Below are 19080 nucleotides of genomic sequence, written 5' to 3'. Positions count from 1 at the left end.
GTCTTCTCCTATCCTATCGCGCCCTTGACCGCCCGCGCCACCTGCCGCGCGCTGCGCGCCAGCAGCCGCGCCTCGCTCTCGCCGCTACGCCCGTTGACGGCGATGCTCACCCGCACGTCGCGCGCGCCGCCCGCCCCTGCATGAACCTGCCCGCTGGTCGTCGGCACGAAGACCTCGGGCCCCCGCTCGCCCACCAGATAGGCGCGGCCCGGTGCCACCGGCCCGCCCGTCGCCCGCCCCGGCAGGCCCAGCGCCCCGGTCAGCAGCGACGCGCCCAGATTGACAAGGCTCGCGCCCGCCCCGCCCGATCCGCCGCCGCCCAGCGCGCCGTGCAGCGCGCTCGCCGCGATCGAACCCAGCACCCCCACGGCGATCCGCCGCAGATCCTCGAACCCGAACTTGCCCGTCCGCACCGCCCGCAGCAGCCCCTGCTCGATCCGTCTCCCGGCCCGCTCCGCCCCGTCGCCCAGCGGCCCCTCCAGCCCCGCGCGCATCGCCTCGACATCGCGGCTCAGCCCCGCCGTGTCGGCCCGCACCCGCACGACCAGCGTCTCGATTTCCTCGTCCATCCCCGCCTCCCCTCAATCCGGCATCGCCCCCATCAGCCGCGCCAGCTCCGCCCCGTCGACGCCCTCGCCCGGCGCATCCTCCCCGCGCGCGGCGCGCAGCACGCACGCCAGTTCCGCCGGGGTCGCGCGCCAGAATTCCTCGGGCCGCCAGCCGAGCAGCCATCCCGCCACCCCCGCCAACCGCGCCGCGCACGCCGCAAAGCGCGTCACCGTCCCGCCAAGATCTGCTGCACGATGGCTTTGAGCGCCGGCGTCACCTTGGCCAGGCCCACGGCCACCACCGCCTCGCCCAGCGCCTCGCGTGTCATCCGGTCGCGATCCACCAGGCAATGCCAGAACAAGGCCACCAGATCGCCCAGCGACAATCTGCCATCGGCCGCCCGCTCCACCAGCGCGAACAGCGGCCCGACTTCCGCCTCCGCCGCCACCAGCGCGCCGAATGTCGGCCGCAGCGCCAGCGCCTCGCCGCCGATCTCCAGCGCCGCCTCCCCGCGCTCGGGATTGGCCGCGCTCACAGGCTCACCACCGCGCCGGAGCTTTCCAGGCTCAGCGCATAATTGCGCTCGCCATTATAGTCGCCGGCATAGTCCAGCCGCGTGACCAGAAACCGGCCGCGCATCCGCTCCCCGCTCTCGAAACTCAGTTCATAGCTCTCGATCGTGCCCGACAGCGCATGGTTGCGGATGCGCACCTCCGCCGCCGATCCGGTGAACAGGCCCGCCGCCGACACGCTGACCGACCGCACCCCCGCGCCCGACAGCAATTCGCGCCAGCCCCCCGAATCCTTGCTGGTGATGTTGACCGCCTCGCCGTTCACGGACAGCTGCGTGGTCCGCATCCCGGCCACCGTCGCATATGTTGCCGGTGTGTTTCCGTCGCCCACCTTCAGCAAGAAAGCACTTCCCTTTTCGACCGCCATGTCGCATCCTTTCTTCAGTCAAACCGTGCAAAATGCAGGATATGGAGAGGTTCCCATGATTGTTGCCGCCTCGCTTGCGATGATGCTCGCCGCCGCGCCCTCCGCCGACGCCGTGGGCAATGGCCGCAAGGAATTTGCGAAGTGCCTGTCGGCGCAGGTGCAGCCCGCGCTGGACAAGAAGCTGACGACCGGCGATTTCCAGGCCGAACTCAAGAAGGCCTGCGCCGACAAGGAAGCCGCCTTCCGCGCCGCCATCGTCGCGCAGGACAAGGCGGACAAGATGTCCGACAGCGCCGCCAATTCCGACGCCGACGATCAGATCTCGGAATATGTCGACAAGATCACCTCGGAATATGAGGACAACAGCCGCCCCAGCTGACGCCCGCATCCGCTCCCCCCCTCTCTCCCCCGCAGGCGGGGGAGAGATACGAAGCCTTGGCGGCGCAAGCCGCCTTATGGCGCAGTTGAGAGGGGGCCGCTCCTACCCCTCCCGCACCGACCGCAGCCGGTAATCCACCACCGCGCGCCATCCGCCCGCCGGACCAGGGCCAGCGCGCGCCACCCGCGACCGCGCCAGCCGTGCGCTCACCACGCGCCACCCGTCCGCCGGCGGAATCACAGCCATCGCCGCCTCAACCCGCACGATCATCGCGCCCAGCGCATCGGTCGCGTCGCCCGCGACGACCAGCCCGACCGTCAGCCGCAGCTCGCGTCCCTCGACGTCCTTGCCGCCCCAGTCGCTGCCGATACATTCGCCCGCAAAAGCATAGGGCACCGCCGCCCGGCCCGGCTCGCCGTCATGCACGCCGTTCACCAGCGCCATCAGCGCCGCGTCTCCGCGCAAGGCGGCGATCACCGCGCCACGCACCCCCACTTCCGCGCTCATGCCCCTCTCCCTGCTTCTCTTAAGGCCAGGTCGCGCATCCAGCGCGCGATCAGCCCCGCCGCGCGCGCCCGCACCGCCTCGCCCTCGACCGTCGCCTCGATGCCTTCCGCCCGCAGCGCCTCCGCGATCTCCGCGCGCCGCCGCGCCGCCCGATCCTCCAGCATCGTCCTGATCCTCATGCCAGCCGCATCCGCCGCCACGGCCGCCACAGCGCGCTCACCACGGCGGGCGGCGTCGCGCTCTCGCTGCCCCGCGCCAGATAATGGTCCGCCGCCAGCCGCACGATCCCCTGCCGCAGAGCCTCGGGCACCCCGTCCAGCGCCGGCGCCATCCCCGCCTGATATGTGACCGACAGCAGCCGCGCCTCGCCCGCGCGCGTCGCCCGCACCCATCCGTCGCCCTGCGCGTCGATATCCACGGCATAGCCGTCCACCGGCAATGGCTGCGCCACGCCCTCCGCATCGATCGCCGCCACCTCAGTTACCGCCAGCACCGGCCGCGCCGTCAGCCGCTGCCAGCTCGCGCTCGCCGCCACCGTCTCCCGCGCCTCGCGCGCGATCAGCCACTGTCCCACGAACCGCTCGCACAGCGCCCCCGCGCCGCGCAGCAGCCCCTCCAGCGCGCCATCCTCCTCCACGCCGCCGATGCGCAGATAGGCCTTCAATTCCGCCAGCGACGCCGCCGTCGCCCCGCTTTCCCCGTCCGTCAGCATGGACCCCGTCTCCCGCCGCCAAAAAAGAAGGGAGGAGCGCGCACGCCCCTCCCTCAAGTCGCCCCCTTCGTCCGGCCGCTTACGAAGCGGCGAACTTCATCAGCTTAATGGCCTCCGAATTCGCCACCCCGCCGCCGATCCGCTTGACGGCATAGAAATGGACGAACGGCTTGTTGCTGAACGGGTCGCGCAGGATGCTCGTCTCGCTGCGCTCCGCGATGACATAGCCCGCGTGGAAATTGCCGAACGCGATCGACAGGCTATTGGCGGCAATGTCGGGCATGTCCTCCGCCTCGACCACCGGATATCCCAGCAGCGTGGCCGGCTGCCCCGCCGCCATCGACGGCTGCCACAGGAACGCCCCGTCCGCCGTCTTCATCTTGCGAATGACCGACAAGGTCGCGCTGTTCATCACGAAGCTCGCCCCCTGGCGGTATGGCGCGCGCAGGCTCTGTATGAGGTCGATCAGCCGGTCCTGCGGATTGCTCGCCGCGAACCCGCCCGCCGCGCCCGACGGCACATATTGCAGCGATCCGAACGCGCGCACCGCGTCCGCCTCGTTGGTGGTCGTATAGGTCAGGAAGCCCTTGGGCTTGTTGGTGCCGTTGCCGTTAACGAAGGCCGCGCCTTCCGCCGTGGCAAACTCCCGCGCGATCTCGCTCGCCAGCCATCCCTCGACGTCGAACTGCGCGTCGTCCAGCATCGCCTGGGATGCGGCCGGATTGGCGAACAATTCGCCCGAAGGCGGCACGATCTCGTTGAAGGCGGGCGTCCCCGTCTCGGCCCGCGCGCCGACCTCGCTCGCCCAGCCCGACACGATGCCGCCCGCCGTCACCAGCTTGCGGTATCCCGCGCTGCCCGTGCGCACCACATTGGCGATGGCGCGGATCGGCGAAATCGCCTTCAGCGTCGATCCGATCAGCTGGTCGATCTCGCGCGGCACCGCATAGCCGCCCGCCGCGCCAGACGCGCCCGAAAAGCTCTTCAGCTCCACGCCCGCCTCAAGTCCCTGCCGCAGGTAACGCTCCACGAACGCCGCCCGGGCCGGGTCTTCGACGCCGCCCTTCACCCCATCCAGCGCCGGCCTGCGCTGCGCAAGCAACGCACCCTTGAGCGCCGCCACCTCCTGCGCCAACCCCTCGATCCGCTCCCCCTGCGCCACCGCGTCAAGGCTCGCTTCCAGTTGATCCGTCATGCACTTTCTCCCGCTTGCAAAACAAAAAAAGGCGGCCCGAATGGACCGCCCAGCAAAATCCTGGATAGCGTGGCGTCTACCCCTCCAACCGCACCACCCGCGCCAGCGGCTGCATCGGGTGCGTGACCACGCTCACTTCCACCAGCTCCAGCGCCAGCAGCTCCCTCGGCCGCGCGCCCCGCGCTTGCCGCACCCGATAGCCGAAGCTCAACCCGTCCACCACGCCAGCCTCCAGCGCCGCCGCCGCTTCCCGCCCCGCCGCCGTCGCGCGCGACACCCGGCCGATCACCCGCAGCCCGCGCCCATCTTCCCGCGCGCTCTCGATCCGGCCGATGACGCTGCCCGGCCCATGCTGCCACAGCAGCGGCACGCCCGCCGCCGCCACCTCGCCGAAGGCTCCCGCCCGCACCACGTCGCCGCCCCGGTCCACCCGGTCGAATATCGCCGCATAGCCCGCAAAGCGCAGGTCGCCGCTCATGCCTTCACCAATCCCACGAGCCCCGTCTTCACGGCGATCCCCAGCAAGACCAGCGCCATGGCGATCCGCACCACCCAGCCGATCACCGCGCCGCGCGCCGCCTTCTTCGCGTCGCGCCAGGCGGACAGCAGCTCGCGCAATTCCCGCACGTCGCCCTCCGCGCTACGATCCGCCAGGCCCAGCCGCTCCAGCGCCCGCCCCGCGCCGATCTCGCTCGCTTCCTCGATGAGGGCGCGGATCGTCACCATGTCGGCCACCTGTCCGTCCGCCTGCGCGACCAGCCGCGCCAGCATCTCCTCCTTCATGTCGCCCTCCTGCTCTCACCCGATCCCAAGCATCGCCTTCTTCTCGTCCGCCGTCAGGAAATCGGCCCCAGCCACCCGCTCCCACAGCGCAGCGCGCTCGTCCGACAGCGCCGGCACCGCGTCCAGGTCCACCTCCACCACGACGCCCGGCCACCATCCGCTGAGGCCCTGGCTCAATCCGCCGCAGATCTTCGCCACCAGCGGCAGGATCGCCTGCCGCCACAGCGCCTTGTTCGCCTCGCGATAATTGGCGTAGCTGTTGTCGCCGGGCAGCCCCATCAGCATCGGCGGCACCCCGAAGGCCAGCGCGATCTCCCGCGCCGCCGCGCTCTTCAACCCCACGAAATCCATCTCGGCGGGCGTCAGGCTCATCGCCTTCCAGCTTAAGCCCCCTTCCAGCAGCATCGGCCGCCCGGCATTGGCTGCCCCCGCAAAGGCCGCCTCCATCTCGCGCTTCACCCGCTCATATTGTTCGGGCGACAGCACCGATCGGTCGCCCGGCTCATAAACCATCGCGCCACTCGGCCGCGCCGCATTGTCGAGCAGCGCCTTGTTCCAGACGCTCGCCGCATTGTGGATCGCCACCGCGCCCGCAGCCGCGCCCGCGCAGCCCAGCCCATAATGATCGTCCAGCGGATGCAGCGATTTCATGTGCAGCACGCTCGTCCGCCCCGCCGCATCCTCGGGGTGCAGCCGCGTCACGCTCTCCCCCACGCGATAGAGATAGGCCGCCGGCCACCCCCGCGCGTCCGCCTCTACAGACACCCGCTCGGGCCGCAGCGCGAACAGCTCGGCCGGCAACCCGTCTGCGCCTGCGATGATCTGGACATAGGCATTGCCGTGCAGCAGCAGGTGACAGGCCAGCGTCTCGATCAGCCCCTGCCCCGCCGAAGCCCGCCCGACCAGCGCCAGCACCCGCGCCCCCTCCTCGCTGCCCCGCGCCTTCAATGCACAGGCCCCCGCGCCTTCCGACACCAGCCGCATCGCCCGCTGCGCGACGGCATTGCCCATGACGCCGCTACGCAGCTGCGCCTCATAACTCGCCGGCCATTCGCCCAGCGCCACCGCCCCCGTGCCCCAGGCACGCGCCAGCACCGGCCGCGCATCCTCGCGCGCCGCTTTGGTAAACCATTTCATGGGTTGCTCCCCGCCATAAAAAAAACCTCTCCCCCGTCGGGGGGAGAGGATAGTGGAGCTTGGGTGGCGCAGCCGCCCTAGCGAAACTTGGAGAGGGGGATCGCCCCCCTTACCGATTCCGTGCCAACACCTCGTCGCAGGCCGAATCCGTGCCCTGGCCCTTGCCGATCAGCCGGCCCGCCACAGCGCCCGCGCCCGCGCCCAGCAGCGCATCGCCCACGCCGCCACCCGCCAACAGCCCGACGCCCGCACCGCCCGCCGCGCCGATCACCGTGCCCTTGTCGCGGCCCTTCTTGCCCTGGATCAGGCAGTATCGCACATCGTCCCGGTCGCGGGGATCGGCCCGCGCGATCCGCGCCCGGTCCTTGCTGTTGAGGCTCTGCGCCATCACCGGCGCGGCGACCAGCGACACGCCCGCTGCGACCGCCATCAACGTCATCCTTTTCATGTCACGCACTCCTTATGCTGGCCATGAAACGGCTTCGCCCGCGCCCCGGTTCCTGTTCTTCAATCCACGCGCGATATGAACTGCTCCACCGGCCGCCGCACCTTCTTGAGGTTGACCAGCCAGTCGCCCTCGTCCGCGCGATAGCCCAGCGGCATGATGACGACGGAGCGCAGCCCCCGCGCCCGCAGGTCCAGTATCTCGTCCAGGCTGTCGGGGTCGAACCCTTCCATCGGGGTCGCGTCCACCTCTTCAAAGGCGGCGGCGGTCAGCGCGATGCCCACCCCGATATAGGCTTGCCGCGCGGCATGCTGGTAATTCACCTCCGCGTCGCGCGGCGGGTAGGTGCCGAGCAACATCTGGCGATAGGCTTCCCAGCCCTCGTTCCTGAACCCGCGTTCCTCGTTCACCAGGTCGAACATGCCGTTGATGCGGTCGGCGGTGTAATTGTCCCAGGCGGCGAAGACCAGCAGGTGCGACGCGTCCGTCACCTGCTCCTGGTTCCACGCGATCGCCTTGATCTTCTCGCGGATTTCGCGGTTGGTGACGACGATCACCTCATATTGCTGCAAGCCGCTCGACGTCGGCGCCAGCCGAACCGCTTCCAGGATGCGTTCCAGCTTCTCCTCGGGTACGGCCTTGTCCGGGTTCATCTTCTTGGTGGCATAGCGCCAGTTGAGGCGGTCGATCAGCATGGACGATATCTCCTTGGGGACGTAATCGGCCCGATATAGCGCCGGCCCCGCAAAAGAAAAGGTTGCACTGTGCAACTTTCCTCTCACATCCCCCGCACCCGCGCCTCGCCCATTCTCCCCAGCATCAGCTCGCTCATCGCCCACACCAGCGCATCCGCCCGATCCGGCGACCGCCCCGGCCCGACATAGCCGCCGCCCGCCAGCAGCCCGCACAACTGGTCCTCCAGCGCGGGGAAGGCGCCGCGATGCGCCACCCGCCCGGCCTCGTAAAGCGCCGCCACCGGCTCCGCCCGCGCCGCCTTCCCCCGGCTCGCATGGACCAGACGCACCGGCAGCCCCGCCTCCGCCGCGCGCAGCACGCTTTCCACCATCTGCCCGCCATTATTCGCTTCGGCCACCACCCGGTCCGCGCCGTGCAGCATCGCGGCCGCCGCCACCGCCCGCGCCCAGCCTTCGGGCCGCTGCCCCTCGACGCTGGCGTCCGCAATCACATAGCCGCGCCCGTCTCCGCCAATCCCCGCGACCACGATGCCGCACGCGTCTCCGCCCGCGCTCGCCGGCGGATCGACCGCCACCACCACCCGCGTCAACACCTCCGGCACATGCGCCACCCGGCACCGCTCGATCAGATCGCGCGTCCACAGCGCGCCCTCCACCTCCTCGATCAGTTCGCCGTCCAGCTCCTGCCGGCCCAGCCGCGTGCCGCCATACTGCGCCGCCATCGCCGCGACGAAGCCGGGGGCCAGGTTCGCTTCATTCTCCGCGGTCGTGCCCTTCGTCACCGCGACATCCTCCGCCGCCACCAGCCGCCGTACCAGCGGCACCGGCCGGGGCGTCGTCGTCGCCAGCACGCGTGGGGAACGGCCCAACCGCATCCCCATCATCAAATTATCCCACGCCGCTTCCCCGCCTGCCCATTTGGCGATCTCGTCGGCCCAGCCATGGCTGAACTGCGGCCCGCGCAGGCCCTCAGGCTCCGCCGCGCCGAACAGCATCGCCATCGCGCCATTGGGCCAGGTCAGCCGCCGCAGCGCGGGCGCATAGTCGGGCCGAGCCCACCATGGCGCGACGCTCAGCACGCCCGACGCGCCCTCCACCATCACGGCGCGCGCCTCGCCCAGCGTCGCGCCCACCAGCGCGATCCGCGCCTTGGGGTCCGCCTCCGCGATGCCGCGCACCCATTCCGCCCCGGCGCGCGTCTTGCCGAAACCGCGCCCCGCCATCATCAGCCACACGCGCCAGTCGCCGTCCGGCTCCAGCTGCGCCGGGCGCGCCAGAAAGCGCCATTCCCGCGCCAGCCGCTCCGCCGCCCCGGCGTCCAGCCGCCGCAGCAACGCCGCCCGCACGGCCGCATCCTCGCCCGCCAGCCATTCCCGATCCGAAACCCGCATCATCCTCCCCCTCATGGGGAGGCGCGCTCCCCTATCTGCGTGGAGCCATCCCGCCGAACGTCACCAGACTTTCGGAGCCATCCTTCGCCACCGCCGCCACGCCGATGAAATGGTCGTCCACGACCACATCCTTCAACACCGTCTCGGTCACGCCAGTGACTGCCCGGCTGTCGGTCCAGTCCTGCGCGTCCGCGCGCCGCCAATAGACCTTATATCCCGCAGCCCCCGGCACCGCGTCCCAGAAGACCCGCGTGTCCATCGACAGCGCCCCGTCCAGCGACACGCTGGCGGGCGCGGCCGGCGCATCGGCCAGCACCCGCAGCGCCGCCACGTTCAACGCCGTCACCTTCGCCAGATAGGGGAAATCCATTCCCTCCACCGTGTCGCCATAGACCCGGCCATTCTCGGTCCGCAGATCCTGGTGCTGCCGGTCGTAATTCTCGATCCCCACCGAAAAGCGCACGGCGGGAAAGCCCAGCTCCAGGAAAGGCGAATGATCCCCGCCGCGCCCGAACCGGTCAAACCGCCGTACCGCAAACACGTCCAGCCCGATCTGCGGATTGGCCTCCGCGATGCCGTCGATCTTTTTCGCCAGCGCGCGCGAAGGCCCGTCATCCTCGCCGCCGATCGCCCGGCGCGTCAGTGCCGCCGCCCGATCCTCGATGAAGCGCCCCCCTTCGGAAAAGACGCGCACCCGGTCCGCCACGATCCGGCCGTTCTGGCCGACCGTGTTGCCGACGATGTCGTTGTTCAGCATCGCACGCACCTGCCATCCGCGCTTCTTCGCCGTCTCAGCCAGCAACTTGCCGCCCCACAGCCCCTGTTCCTCCCCCGACAGCAGCGCATAGACGATCGTCCCGTCGAACTTTTCCCCCGCCAGCACCCGCCCCGCCTCGATCACCAGCGCCGTGCCCGACGCATTGTCGTTCGCGCCCGGTGCGTCGCTCGTCACGTTCATGACGTCGCTCACGCGGCTGTCGATATGGCCCGCAACGATCACCACCTGGCTGGGGTCTCCCGTCCCCTTCTGGATCGCGATCACGTCCACCACCTCCACGCCCTGCGGCGCGCGCGGCCCGGTGAAGCGCTCCGCCACCGTCTCGACGGTCAGGCACCCGCCGCACCCCTTGGATATCTTCGCGAACTCCGCCGCGCCCCATTTGCGCGCCGCGCCGATCCCCCGCCTGGGGTCGGTCGCGGAGGACAGCGTATGGCGCGTGCCGAAACTCACCAGCCTCTCGACCGTCGCCTTCAGCCGCGCCGGATCGGGCGCGCTGGTCTCGGCGGATACAGAACCGGCCGCAGATGCGGCGATCAGGGCGGCGGCGATCAGCGATGTCTTTGTCATGACGCTCGTTCTGGCCGTCTGTTGCACGCTTGTAAACCGCTCGCAGCAAGGGATTTCCGCAACAAAATGTCACGGCCCGTTAGTGGAACCGGCGCGCCGCCTGCTCCATTGTCGCACCGTTCGCAACCGCAACAAAGGAGACCTGCCCATGGGCATGATGCGTTTCGACGACAAGAACCCCTATCCCAGCCAGCGCACCGATCCGCGCCTCCTCCTCTCCATCCTTGGCGCGGCCTTCATCGTGGGTGGCGGCTCGCTCGCGGCGGGCGTGATCGCGCACAAACCCGACACGGTAAAGCCCGCCACCGGCAGCGCGCAGGCCCTGGCGCTCGCCAGCGACCGGGCGCTCGGCAACGACAGCGCGCGCGACAACGACACGCCGCGCTGACGGCTCGACAAACCGCAACCCGGCTGGCGCGGCGATCAAAGCCGGGCATGATGACCTCTCCCGCAACTGCGAGAAGTCGCCATGTTCCTGGACCTCAAGGACTATCCCGCTCCGCCCCCCTGGGAGCCGCAGCCCGAACCGCCCGCCAGCCGCCTGACCGCGCGCCAGCAAAGGACGCTGGCCCTCCTCATCGGCGTCAACCTCATCCTCCTCCTCGCCGCCCCCATCGGCGGCGCCACCCTCATCGCCGGCCTCTGGGCGCTGCTGCACTAGGAGGCGAGGCGGCGGCCGGCGGCCCCCAACCCCACCCAATCGTCACCCCGGCCTTGGGCCGGACTCCCGCTCGCTCAGTAGCCCCCAAGAAAGCGGGATGCCGGGTCAAGCCCGGGGTGACGAAAATGGCAGGGATCGAGCCAAAAATGCTCAGAAAAGGGCGGCAAACTGATCCTGGAAGCCGTCGCATTTTTCAGAAAGAAGAACGCTCAGACAAAGCTGCTGTTTACCTTTTCGCGATAACCTACCGGACGGTTCACGGTAGAGAGGACTGAAATGATGACCCCTAATCCTCTCATCGTCGCCGCCACGCGCCGTTTTGAGCATCGTAGCTTCCGCGACGCCAATGGTATCCGTATGGTACGAAACGATGGCAAACGAGCCGTATGGCTCACCTCTGATCAACACCAAACACTGGTCCTCGACTTTGCTCGGACAATGCAGCCCGTTAACGCCGCTTTGAAGTGGGGCTTCATCCTAACAATTCCCATCACGATCATGACGCTCAGCCTTATGCATTCCTCAGGGCTGGACCGCATTATCGACGGCTCCATGGTGCCCGGTGCCTCGTTTATAGGCTCGCTCATCATATTAACTTGGTGGCCGTTGCTCGTGGTAGCGTACCATTGGTTTGGCACAAGGCGGGCTATTGCTCGCGTCGAAGCAAGTCTCGCGGACATGCCGAGCGCCCCTTTGCCGTCCGGTCGTCCAGTAGCATTCCAGACATTGGAGATCGTGGCTCTTTTTATCGTGGGGCCTGCACTGCTAATCGATGTGATTGGCAGTCTGTTTCCACGTGCCTTTGATCACACTCCCATGATGGGACGGGAAATGGGCCTGAGGTCGGTTATCGGGCTCGCGGTGTTTGCCGCCCTGGTTGTGAGGCGATACCGTCTCTATAGAACAAAGGGGGTCGCCGTACGCAATGAAACGCCGTCGGACAAGCCCAACGGTCGTGTCGCCGCAATCGCGGCGCGGGCGCGGGAACAGGTTAACCACGGATAATGTAGGCACCAATACTGCCAAGGTCGCTCGTCCGCCAATCGCGCCTTCACGATTTTTCCGGTCAGTCAGCCCCCAGCCCCCCTCAATCCCGCCGGCTCGTCACCTTCGCCGTGCCATCGGGCAAGATCTCGATCAGATGCGCGCTGTCATTGTCGCAATGCACGCGCCATCCGCGCACGCCGGGGCGCAGCTCGGCGCGTTCCGATCCGGTGACGGCGGGGCAGGCCGCGCCGCTCGCCTTGATCGCCTTCTGGAACACGCCGTCGCGCAGGCTCGGGTCCAGCTTCGCCACCTCCGCAGCCGCCCCGGCGTCCGGCGCGGCAACATTGGCCGCCACCGGCTGCTCCGCCTTCTCGCCGCATCCCGCCAGCCCAACGGACAATCCAGCCGCCAACATCAGCGCCACACCCGCCGCCATCCTCGCTCGCATAATCGTTCCTCTCATCCCGTTCGCCCCGGCAACGCGCCACCCGCGATAGAGGTTCACGCGCCGGCGGCCAACCCCCTTCGCCCGAACCCTCACGCCCCCGCCGCCGCACGCCGCCTGGCGATCTCCGCCATCATCGCCTCGACTTGCGCGATCGCGGCGGCGCTGTCGGGCCGCCCGTCCCCGCCGCCCGCTCCTTTCCCCGCCTGCCCCCTCACGCGTCGCTGCGCGCGGATGCCCGCCACCCGATCGCGATAGGCCAGGAACAGGCGCAGCGCCACGCCCAGGTCCGGCGCGCGCCGGACCTTGCGCGCCTTGACCGCGCCCTCGCCGTCGCTCGTCACCTCCTCGCTCTCGCTGCCGAACAGAGCGGCGCGCATCAGCATCAGCTCGATCTCGGCATAGCCCATGTCCAGCGCCTCGTCCCAGGCGCGGGCGAAGGCGGGGTCGGCCGCCCGCTTGCGATAGGCTCCCGCCCGGCACTTGCCCGCCGCGCGCGCCGCCTCGCTGGCGTTGCAGGTCTCCGCCAGCATCTGCAGGAACAGCGCCTCGTCCGCCTTGCTCCACCCGTCCGACCGGCGCTTGCGCTGCTGGGGCCGGCTCTCGCCCCCCGCGCGCTGCCGCTGCGTCACCAGCACGCTGCCCTCGCTCTTGCCCATGATGCCCCCTCCTGCCGCGCGCACGCCGAAAAGGGCCGGCCCCTCGCAGGACCAGCCCTTCCGAACGCCGCACCGGCGAGTCACAATTTCCCAATATCCACATCTCTGCCAGATCAGCGTGACGCTGTCAAGCAGAATGTTCCAGATAGGTTATTTGGCGAGCATCGGCGCGATCGTCGGCGCTTCCGCCTCCAGCGCCGCGGCGACGCTCGGCCGCGCCTTCACCGCCGCCAGCCAGGCGGCCAGCTTGGGCCACTGCCCGCTCTCCGGCGCGTCCGACACATAGGCGACGTTGATGATCGGGCACGCCGCCGCCAGGTCCGCCAGCGTGAAGCGGCCCCCGACGAGCCAGCCATCCTCCGGCAGCACGCCTTCCAGATAATCGTAGATTTTCGGCATCTCCTCGGCTTCCGCCCGGTCCGCCGCCGCCAGGTCCGGCTCGCGCTTCACCAAGCGGGCCACCGCCCGGTTGAAGAAGATCTTCGCCCCGGCTGCCTGCACGATGGTGTCGCCAAACTCCTCATACCATATCGTCCGCGCCCGCGCCCTGGGTTCGGCCGGGATCATCTCCTCGCCGGGCTTCAGTGCATCCATATAGGTTATGATCGCGGTCGAATCGCACAGCAGGAAATCGCCATCCTCCAGCGCGGGTATCTTGCCGAAGGGCGATCCGTTCAGATAGCCCTCGCCGCCCCGGCCGAAACCCGCCGGCTGCACTTCCACGTCGATCCCCTTCTCCGCCGCGAACACGATCACCTTGCGGACGAAGGGCGACGGCCGCGCTCCGTGGATAATCATACAGGCATCCTCCTCTCATCAGGTCGGACAGTCATCCGGTCGGGCCGCAGCATGGCGATCCCGTATCAGATTGCAACTGTTTCCTGCGGCGTCAGGAAGGGCGTCACCACGCCCATCACCCGCGCGACCGTCTCCGCCTTCTCGCCCACTGGTGCCACATAGTCGATCACCGCCCGCGCCGCCTCTGCCCCGCTGCCCGTCGCGATCGCCCAGGCCGCCAGATAATGCGCCGCCATGCACCCGCCCGCGCTCGCGATCATGCCCCGCGCATGGAACGGTGCCTCGATCACCGCCGCCCCCGCCGCCTCGACGAAGGGCCGGCTGGTCGTGTCGGTACATACCGGCATGTCGTCCAGCAGGCCCAGCCGCGCCAGCAGCAGCGCGCCCGAACATTGCGCCCCGATAATCTGCCGTGCCGGGTCCAACCGGATGCGCGCCATCAGCGCCGCGTCCGCCGCCACCGCCTGCGTGCGCACCCCGCTGCCGATCAGCACCACGTCATAATCGGGCAGCGCCTCGATCGGCTGGGCAGTGTCGATGCCCACCCCGTTCATCGACACAACTCGTTGCCTATCCGAAACGATCTCCGCCCGCCATCCCGCCGCCCGGTTCAGCAGCGCCAGCGCGACGAAGCTGTCCAGTTCGTTGTATCCGTCGAACGTCACAATTGCCGCGCGCATCGCCTTGCTCTCCCTCGCAGCCCTCATGCCGCGGGGCCGCGCCAAGCGCGCGGTCCACCCGGCGCGGAAAGGCTATTCGCCGCTCGCCTGTCCGTCGCGTCCTGGTCCGTCGTCGCCCACCATCGTGCGGGTATAGTCGATGCGGATGCGCACCCAACTCCCCACCATGACCTTGCCGTTGACGCGCGGCGGCAGCACCAGGAACTGCCACGCCGCCAGCCGCACTGCCTTGGCAAAGCCCGACCCCAGCGGCGCTTCGCCCAGCGTCTGGCAATTTTCGACATGATAATGATCGACCGTCTTGCACGCGACCAGGCCATAGCCCCGCGCCGGCGCGTCGGCGGGGATATAGGGGGACAGTTCGGCATGGCTCGGCCGCCGATACCATTCCGCCTCGAACAGCTGGACCCCGCCCGGCCCCTCGCCCGGCCCGGATACCGCCGCGCTGTCGCCCTTGCCCGCGCCTGCGCCCTGCGCCGCCTTGGGCATGTTGCCGATGTCGGCCGACGCCATCTGCTCGCGGCTCAGCGTCAGGAAGGGGAATGGGGACGGCGGCTGCTCGGCGGGTTTCTCGACCGGGACGGGCGGGCGCACCACCGGCTCGGCGGCCTTTTGCGGGGCGGCCTGGTCCTGCTCGCGCTTCTGCGCCTTTTCCGCCTTGGCCTGGGCTTGCTCGGTCTTCTCCCCCGCCTCGACGTCGAAGGTGACGGGCAGCCGATCCTCCTGCCTGGGCGGCTCGAAGCGCGGCGACAGGGTGAATAGCGCCAGCAGCAGCAGCAGGTTCAGCACCAGCGCGAAAGCCAGCCCGCCCGCGCGCTGCCGCACCTTGGCCCAGGGAATCGGAGGGATGTTCAATTGGCGCGACCGGACAAGCAGAAGATGGCGTCATGCCCAGACGGCGCGTGAAGGTCAACGCCGTAGCCCTGTTGGGCGGAGGCGCTCAAAAGACTCCCGGCAGGCCGAAGGCACTCTAAAGGCTCCCGGCAGGCCGGAGGCGCTCAAACAAACCAGCCGCTCTCCACGCTGCACCTGCGAAAGCGCTGGCGACCCGGAATGATCTCGGCTAGGTCAGCCTCCGATGCTTACACGGCTCTATCAATGGACGCTGGCAAAGGCCGCGCACCGCCATGCCGAAGGATGGCTTTTCGCCGTCAGTTTCATGGAATCGAGCTTCTTCCCGATCCCGCCGCATCCGCTGCTCGGCCTCATGTGCCTGGCAAAGCCCGAACGCGCGATCCGCTTCGGGGTGATCTGCACGCTGGCCTCCGTGCTGGGCGGGCTGTTCGGCTATGCGATCGGCCATTTCCTCTATGAGGCGCTCGGGCATCAGATCCTCGCCGCACTCGGCCTTTCCGCCAAATTCCCGGTCGCCGCCTGCTATCTGCGCGATTACGGGGCGGAAATCATCCTGATCAAGGGCGCGACGCCCATCCCCTTCAAGCTGATCACCATCACGGCGGGCTTCGTCGGCCTCTCGCTCTTCACCTTCCTCTGGGCCAGCATCCTCAGCCGCGGGCTGCAATTCATCCTGGTCGGTTTCCTGTTCTGGAAATTCGGCCGCCCCATCAAGGCGTTCATCGAGAAATATCTGGCCCTGCTCTCCGCCGGCTTCCTGCTGCTGATCGTCGGCGGCTTCCTCGCCGCCTCGATGCTGAGCGGGGGCACGCACAAGAGCGACAAGTGCAGCAACGCCACCATGGCGACGATCGGCCGCTAAGCGCCCCCATGCGCGCGATCCTTGCCCGTCCGCGCCTGGCCGCGATCGCCGCCGGCTTCCTGTCGGCCACAGGGTTCGAGCCGCTTGGGCTTTGGCCCGTCACCCTCGCCTGCCTCGCGCTGCTGATCGCCCTCGTCGAAGCCGCCCCCGACCGCCGCGCCGCCTTCGCACGCGGCTGGCTGTTCGGGGTCGGGCATTTCACCCTCGGCCTCAACTGGATCGCCCACGCCTTCACCTATCAGGACGCGATGCCGCACTGGTTCGGCTATGGCGCGGTGATCCTGCTCTCGCTCTATCTCGCGGTCTATCCGGGCCTGGCGACGCTGGGCGCATGGTGGCTCTCCCGCAAACGCCCCTCCCTTTCCAGTTCGAACGAGGCACGCGACTCGTTTGAAGGGCAGCGAGACTTGGCGGCGCAGCCGCCTGGTCGCAGCGGGGTGGGTGCCAGCGCCACCTTCTCCCTCTTCTTCGCCGCCACCTGGCTCGTCGCCGAATATCTGCGCGCCACCCTCTTTACCGGCTTCGCCTGGAACCCGCTGGGCGTCAGCCTGCTGCCCACCGGCATCGCCATCGCCGCGACGCTGATCGGCACCTATGGCCTCGGCGCACTCGCCATCCTCGCCGCCGGAGCGCTCCTCCTCGCCCTGCGCCGCCAGTTCCGCCCCGCCGCGATCCTCGGGCTCCCGCTCCTCCTCCTCGCCCTCTGGGGCAACCTCTCCCCCGCGCCCCCCACCCCGCCCGGCGCGCCGCGCATCCGCATCGTCCAGCCCAATATCGGCCAGGACGAGAAATATTCGGTGGAGGCGGAATATCGCCATTTCCGCACCCTCGCCGCCCTCTCGGGCCAGCCGCGCCCCGCCCCGCGCCTGCTCTTCTGGCCCGAAGCCGCCATCCCCGCCTATCTCGACATGGAGCCCGACTGGCGCGCCCGCCTCGCCGCTTTGCTCGGTCCCGGCGACCTGCTGATGACCGGCGCGGACAAGGTCTGGTTCAAGCCCGTCACCGAAAATGGCGTCACGACGCAGAAGCTCGCCGGCGCGAACAACAGCCTCTGGATCGTGACCCCCCGCGCGACCATCGCCGGCCGCTATTCGAAGGCGCATCTGGTGCCCTATGGCGAATATCTGCCGATGCGGGCGATATTGACCCCGCTCGGCCTCTCCCGCCTCGTGCCGGGCGACGCGGACTTCTATCCCGGCCCCGGTCCGCAAAACCTAACCCTGCCCGCCGCCACCGGCCGCCCGGAAATGAAGATGGGCGTGCAGATCTGCTACGAGATCATCTTCTCAGGGCAAGTCGTCGACGCGAAGAACCGCCCCGCCTTCCTCTTCAACCCGTCCAACGACGCCTGGTTCGGCAGCTGGGGACCGGTCCAGCATCTCGCGCAGGCCCGCCTCCGCGCGCTGGAGGAGGGCATCCCCATTCTCCGCTCCACCCCCACCGGCGTTTCGGCGGTGATCGACGCGCGCGGCCAGGTGCTGCGATCGCTCGGCCTCCACCGCGCCGGCTATCTCGACTCCGGCCTGCCCCCGGCGCTCCCGCCCACGCTGTTCGCGCGCCTCGGCAACCTCCTCCCCTTCCTCTTCGCCGGCCTGCTGATCGCCGCCGCCATTGCATCGCGCCGCGCCGCCCGCTAAGGCGTCCGCTGCACATAAAGATTTCTTTATACGCAGACACAGCATCAGACTGGAGCAACCATGCGTTCGAACTATCTCTTCACCTCGGAATCCGTGTCCGAAGGCCATCCTGACAAGGTCGCGGACCAGATCAGCGACGCCATCGTCGACCTGTTCCTGTCCAAGGATCCCGAAGCCCGCATCGCCTGCGAAACGCTGACCACGACCCAGCTCGTCGTCCTCGCCGGCGAAATCCGCTGCAAGGGCGTCTATGAAAACGGCCAATGGGCTCCGGGCGCGCAGGAAGAAATCGAAAAGGCCGTCCGCGATACGGTGAAGCGCATCGGCTACGAGCAGGACGGCTTCCACTGGGAAAGCTTCCGCTTCGAAAACAATCTCCACGCCCAGTCCGCCCACATCGCGCAGGGTGTGGACGCCGCCGGCAACAAGGATGAAGGCGCGGGCGACCAGGGCATCATGTTCGGCTTCGCCTGCGACGAAACGCCCGACCTCATGCCCGCGACGCTCGACTACAGCCACAAGATCCTGGCGAAAATGGCCGCCGACCGCCACTCGGGCGCGGCCCCCTTCCTCGAACCCGACGCCAAGAGCCAGGTGACGCTCCGCTTCGAAAACGGCAAGCCCGTCGCCGCCACCGCCATCGTCGTCTCGACCCAGCATGCGCCGGGCTACGACACCGGCGACAAGGAAGCGGAACTCAAAAACTATGTGAAGGGCGTCATCGCGGAGGTGCTTCCCGCCAACCTGCTGTCCGACGCGACGGTCTATCACATCAACCCGACCGGCAGCTTCGAAATCGGCGGGCCGGACGGCGACGCCGGCCTCACCGGCCGCAAGATCATCGTCGACACCTATGGCGGCGCGTCGCCCCATGGCGGCGGCGCGTTCAGCGGCAAGGATCCGACCAAGGTCGATCGCTCGGCCGCCTACATCACCCGCTACCTCGCCAAGAATGTCGTCGCCGCCGGCCTCGCCACCCGCTGCACCATCCAGATCGCCTATGCGATCGGCGTCAGCGAACCGCTCTCGCTCTATGTCGACACCCACGGCACCGGCACCGTTGGTGACGACAAGATCGAGGACGCGATCAGGTCCATCGCGGACCTCGGCGGCCTCACCCCGCGCGGCATCCGCACCCATCTCGGCCTCAACAAGCCCATTTACCAGCCCACCGCCGCCTATGGCCATTTCGGCCGCAAGCCCGAAGGCGACTTCTTCCCCTGGGAAAAGACCGACCTGGTCGAAAAGCTCAAGGCCGCCCTCTGACAGTCATACCCCCTCCCGCGCGGGGAGGGGCAGCGAGACTCGGGCGCGCAGCGCCCTAGTCGCAGCGGGGAGGGCCGCAGCCCCACACCCCAACCCGAAAAAGGGCGTCGGCAGCACCCGCTCCGGCGCCCTTTTCGCGTCCCCTTTCCT

At 68.9% G+C, this 19080-nt stretch carries 27 protein-coding genes; 7 read left to right on the top strand and 20 right to left on the bottom strand.

Translation table 11 applies throughout. From position 1 onward, the window contains the following. Window positions 1-8: 8 nt before the first annotated feature. Genes ACFQ24_RS21715 through ACFQ24_RS21700 form a run of 4 tightly spaced genes read right to left on the bottom strand, consistent with a single transcriptional unit; the run spans window position 9 to window position 1488 of the window. Window positions 9-569, bottom strand: a complete 561-nt coding sequence (locus tag ACFQ24_RS21715; protein WP_380915092.1) for a tail tape measure protein — start codon at window positions 567-569, stop codon at window positions 9-11. A 12-nt stretch (window positions 570-581) separates the two neighbouring features. After that, window positions 582-779: a phage tail assembly chaperone gene (locus ACFQ24_RS21710; protein WP_380915091.1), complete on the bottom strand. Its 198-nt coding sequence runs from the start codon at window positions 777-779 to the stop codon at window positions 582-584. Continuing rightward, window positions 776-1084 carry a gene transfer agent family protein gene (locus tag ACFQ24_RS21705; RefSeq protein ID WP_380915089.1) on the bottom strand — a complete coding sequence of 103 codons (309 nt, stop codon included), beginning with the start codon at window positions 1082-1084 and terminating at the stop codon, window positions 776-778. The genes ACFQ24_RS21710 and ACFQ24_RS21705 overlap by 4 nt, the downstream gene beginning before the upstream one ends. Next, the gene (locus tag ACFQ24_RS21700; RefSeq protein WP_380915087.1) at window positions 1081-1488 is read right to left on the bottom strand and encodes a phage major tail protein, TP901-1 family; all 408 of its coding nucleotides are present in this window, start codon (window positions 1486-1488) and stop codon (window positions 1081-1083) included. The genes ACFQ24_RS21705 and ACFQ24_RS21700 overlap by 4 nt, the downstream gene beginning before the upstream one ends. A gap of 55 nt (window positions 1489-1543) precedes the next feature. Here ACFQ24_RS21700 and ACFQ24_RS21695 point away from each other — a divergent pair, with 55 nt between their 5' ends. Then, the gene (locus ACFQ24_RS21695; RefSeq protein ID WP_380915085.1) at window positions 1544-1867 is read left to right on the top strand and encodes a hypothetical protein; all 324 of its coding nucleotides are present in this window, start codon (window positions 1544-1546) and stop codon (window positions 1865-1867) included. Window positions 1868-1969: 102 nt separating this feature from the next. Here ACFQ24_RS21695 and ACFQ24_RS21690 read toward each other — a convergent pair whose 3' ends face one another. The 11 genes from ACFQ24_RS21690 to ACFQ24_RS21640 form a co-directional block, all read right to left on the bottom strand. After that, window positions 1970-2374: a DUF3168 domain-containing protein gene (locus ACFQ24_RS21690; protein ID WP_380915083.1), complete on the bottom strand. Its 405-nt coding sequence runs from the start codon at window positions 2372-2374 to the stop codon at window positions 1970-1972. Continuing rightward, entirely contained in the window at window positions 2371-2553 is a 183-nt protein-coding gene (locus ACFQ24_RS21685) for a hypothetical protein (RefSeq protein WP_380915082.1), read from the bottom strand. The genes ACFQ24_RS21690 and ACFQ24_RS21685 overlap by 4 nt, the downstream gene beginning before the upstream one ends. Continuing rightward, complete coding sequence (locus ACFQ24_RS21680; RefSeq protein ID WP_380915080.1) at window positions 2550-3086, bottom strand: head-tail connector protein; 537 nt, start codon at window positions 3084-3086, stop codon at window positions 2550-2552. The genes ACFQ24_RS21685 and ACFQ24_RS21680 overlap by 4 nt, the downstream gene beginning before the upstream one ends. Before the next feature lie 79 nt (window positions 3087-3165). Beyond that, the gene (locus tag ACFQ24_RS21675) at window positions 3166-4281 is read right to left on the bottom strand and encodes a phage major capsid protein (protein ID WP_380915078.1); all 1116 of its coding nucleotides are present in this window, start codon (window positions 4279-4281) and stop codon (window positions 3166-3168) included. Between the two features lie 76 nt (window positions 4282-4357). Then, window positions 4358-4759 carry an HK97 family phage prohead protease gene (locus ACFQ24_RS21670; RefSeq protein WP_380915076.1) on the bottom strand — a complete coding sequence of 134 codons (402 nt, stop codon included), beginning with the start codon at window positions 4757-4759 and terminating at the stop codon, window positions 4358-4360. Next, the gene (locus tag ACFQ24_RS21665) at window positions 4756-5064 is read right to left on the bottom strand and encodes a DUF6127 family protein (protein ID WP_380915074.1); all 309 of its coding nucleotides are present in this window, start codon (window positions 5062-5064) and stop codon (window positions 4756-4758) included. Before ACFQ24_RS21665 ends, ACFQ24_RS21670 begins: the two co-directional genes overlap by 4 nt. Before the next feature lie 15 nt (window positions 5065-5079). Beyond that, window positions 5080-6201, bottom strand: a complete 1122-nt coding sequence (locus tag ACFQ24_RS21660) for a phage portal protein (RefSeq protein WP_380915072.1) — start codon at window positions 6199-6201, stop codon at window positions 5080-5082. Between the two features lie 109 nt (window positions 6202-6310). Then, a complete protein-coding gene (locus ACFQ24_RS21655) occupies window positions 6311-6649 on the bottom strand; it encodes a hypothetical protein (RefSeq protein WP_380915070.1) in 339 nt (112 codons plus the stop codon). 59 nt (window positions 6650-6708) lie between these two features. Beyond that, complete coding sequence (locus ACFQ24_RS21650; protein WP_380915068.1) at window positions 6709-7341, bottom strand: NAD(P)H-dependent oxidoreductase; 633 nt, start codon at window positions 7339-7341, stop codon at window positions 6709-6711. 83 nt (window positions 7342-7424) lie between these two features. Further along, window positions 7425-8732: a DNA-packaging protein gene (locus ACFQ24_RS21645; protein ID WP_380915455.1), complete on the bottom strand. Its 1308-nt coding sequence runs from the start codon at window positions 8730-8732 to the stop codon at window positions 7425-7427. Between the two features lie 31 nt (window positions 8733-8763). Beyond that, window positions 8764-10080: a M28 family peptidase gene (locus ACFQ24_RS21640; RefSeq protein WP_380915066.1), complete on the bottom strand. Its 1317-nt coding sequence runs from the start codon at window positions 10078-10080 to the stop codon at window positions 8764-8766. Between the two features lie 148 nt (window positions 10081-10228). Between ACFQ24_RS21640 and ACFQ24_RS21635 the strand changes: the two genes are divergently transcribed. From ACFQ24_RS21635 to ACFQ24_RS21625, 3 genes are all read left to right on the top strand, one after another. Then, window positions 10229-10468 carry a hypothetical protein gene (locus ACFQ24_RS21635; RefSeq protein ID WP_380915064.1) on the top strand — a complete coding sequence of 80 codons (240 nt, stop codon included), beginning with the start codon at window positions 10229-10231 and terminating at the stop codon, window positions 10466-10468. An 81-nt stretch (window positions 10469-10549) separates the two neighbouring features. Then, complete coding sequence (locus ACFQ24_RS21630; protein ID WP_380915062.1) at window positions 10550-10741, top strand: hypothetical protein; 192 nt, start codon at window positions 10550-10552, stop codon at window positions 10739-10741. 276 nt (window positions 10742-11017) lie between these two features. Next, the gene (locus ACFQ24_RS21625) at window positions 11018-11746 is read left to right on the top strand and encodes a hypothetical protein (RefSeq protein ID WP_380915060.1); all 729 of its coding nucleotides are present in this window, start codon (window positions 11018-11020) and stop codon (window positions 11744-11746) included. An 82-nt stretch (window positions 11747-11828) separates the two neighbouring features. Here ACFQ24_RS21625 and ACFQ24_RS21620 read toward each other — a convergent pair whose 3' ends face one another. The 5 genes from ACFQ24_RS21620 to ACFQ24_RS21600 all read right to left on the bottom strand — a co-directional run bounded on the left by ACFQ24_RS21620 (window position 11829) and on the right by ACFQ24_RS21600 (window position 15165). After that, on the bottom strand, window positions 11829-12176 hold the full coding sequence (locus ACFQ24_RS21620; RefSeq protein ID WP_380915058.1) for a hypothetical protein: 348 nt from the start codon (window positions 12174-12176) through the stop codon (window positions 11829-11831). Window positions 12177-12265: 89 nt separating this feature from the next. Then, a complete protein-coding gene (locus ACFQ24_RS21615; RefSeq protein ID WP_380915056.1) occupies window positions 12266-12832 on the bottom strand; it encodes a hypothetical protein in 567 nt (188 codons plus the stop codon). A gap of 150 nt (window positions 12833-12982) precedes the next feature. Continuing rightward, on the bottom strand, window positions 12983-13630 hold the full coding sequence (locus tag ACFQ24_RS21610) for a glutathione S-transferase family protein (protein WP_380915054.1): 648 nt from the start codon (window positions 13628-13630) through the stop codon (window positions 12983-12985). Window positions 13631-13695: 65 nt separating this feature from the next. Next, window positions 13696-14310, bottom strand: a complete 615-nt coding sequence (locus ACFQ24_RS21605; protein ID WP_380915052.1) for a DJ-1/PfpI family protein — start codon at window positions 14308-14310, stop codon at window positions 13696-13698. Between the two features lie 72 nt (window positions 14311-14382). After that, window positions 14383-15165 carry a hypothetical protein gene (locus tag ACFQ24_RS21600; RefSeq protein WP_380915050.1) on the bottom strand — a complete coding sequence of 261 codons (783 nt, stop codon included), beginning with the start codon at window positions 15163-15165 and terminating at the stop codon, window positions 14383-14385. Window positions 15166-15388: 223 nt separating this feature from the next. Between ACFQ24_RS21600 and ACFQ24_RS21595 the strand changes: the two genes are divergently transcribed. Genes ACFQ24_RS21595 through metK form a run of 3 tightly spaced genes read left to right on the top strand, consistent with a single transcriptional unit; the run spans window position 15389 to window position 18930 of the window. Beyond that, window positions 15389-16027 carry a YqaA family protein gene (locus tag ACFQ24_RS21595; protein WP_380915048.1) on the top strand — a complete coding sequence of 213 codons (639 nt, stop codon included), beginning with the start codon at window positions 15389-15391 and terminating at the stop codon, window positions 16025-16027. An 8-nt stretch (window positions 16028-16035) separates the two neighbouring features. Further along, complete coding sequence (gene lnt / locus ACFQ24_RS21590) at window positions 16036-17664, top strand: apolipoprotein N-acyltransferase (protein ID WP_380915453.1); 1629 nt, start codon at window positions 16036-16038, stop codon at window positions 17662-17664. A 60-nt stretch (window positions 17665-17724) separates the two neighbouring features. Further along, window positions 17725-18930: a methionine adenosyltransferase gene (gene metK, locus ACFQ24_RS21585; protein WP_380915046.1), complete on the top strand. Its 1206-nt coding sequence runs from the start codon at window positions 17725-17727 to the stop codon at window positions 18928-18930. The last annotated feature ends 150 nt before the right edge of the window (window positions 18931-19080 follow it).

The sequence above is a fragment of the Sphingobium olei genome (assembly GCF_042678845.1).
Lineage (GTDB): Bacteria > Pseudomonadota > Alphaproteobacteria > Sphingomonadales > Sphingomonadaceae > Sphingobium > Sphingobium olei.
Note: the sequence above shows the minus strand (reverse complement) of the source record. Positions and strands in the feature narration are given on the sequence as shown.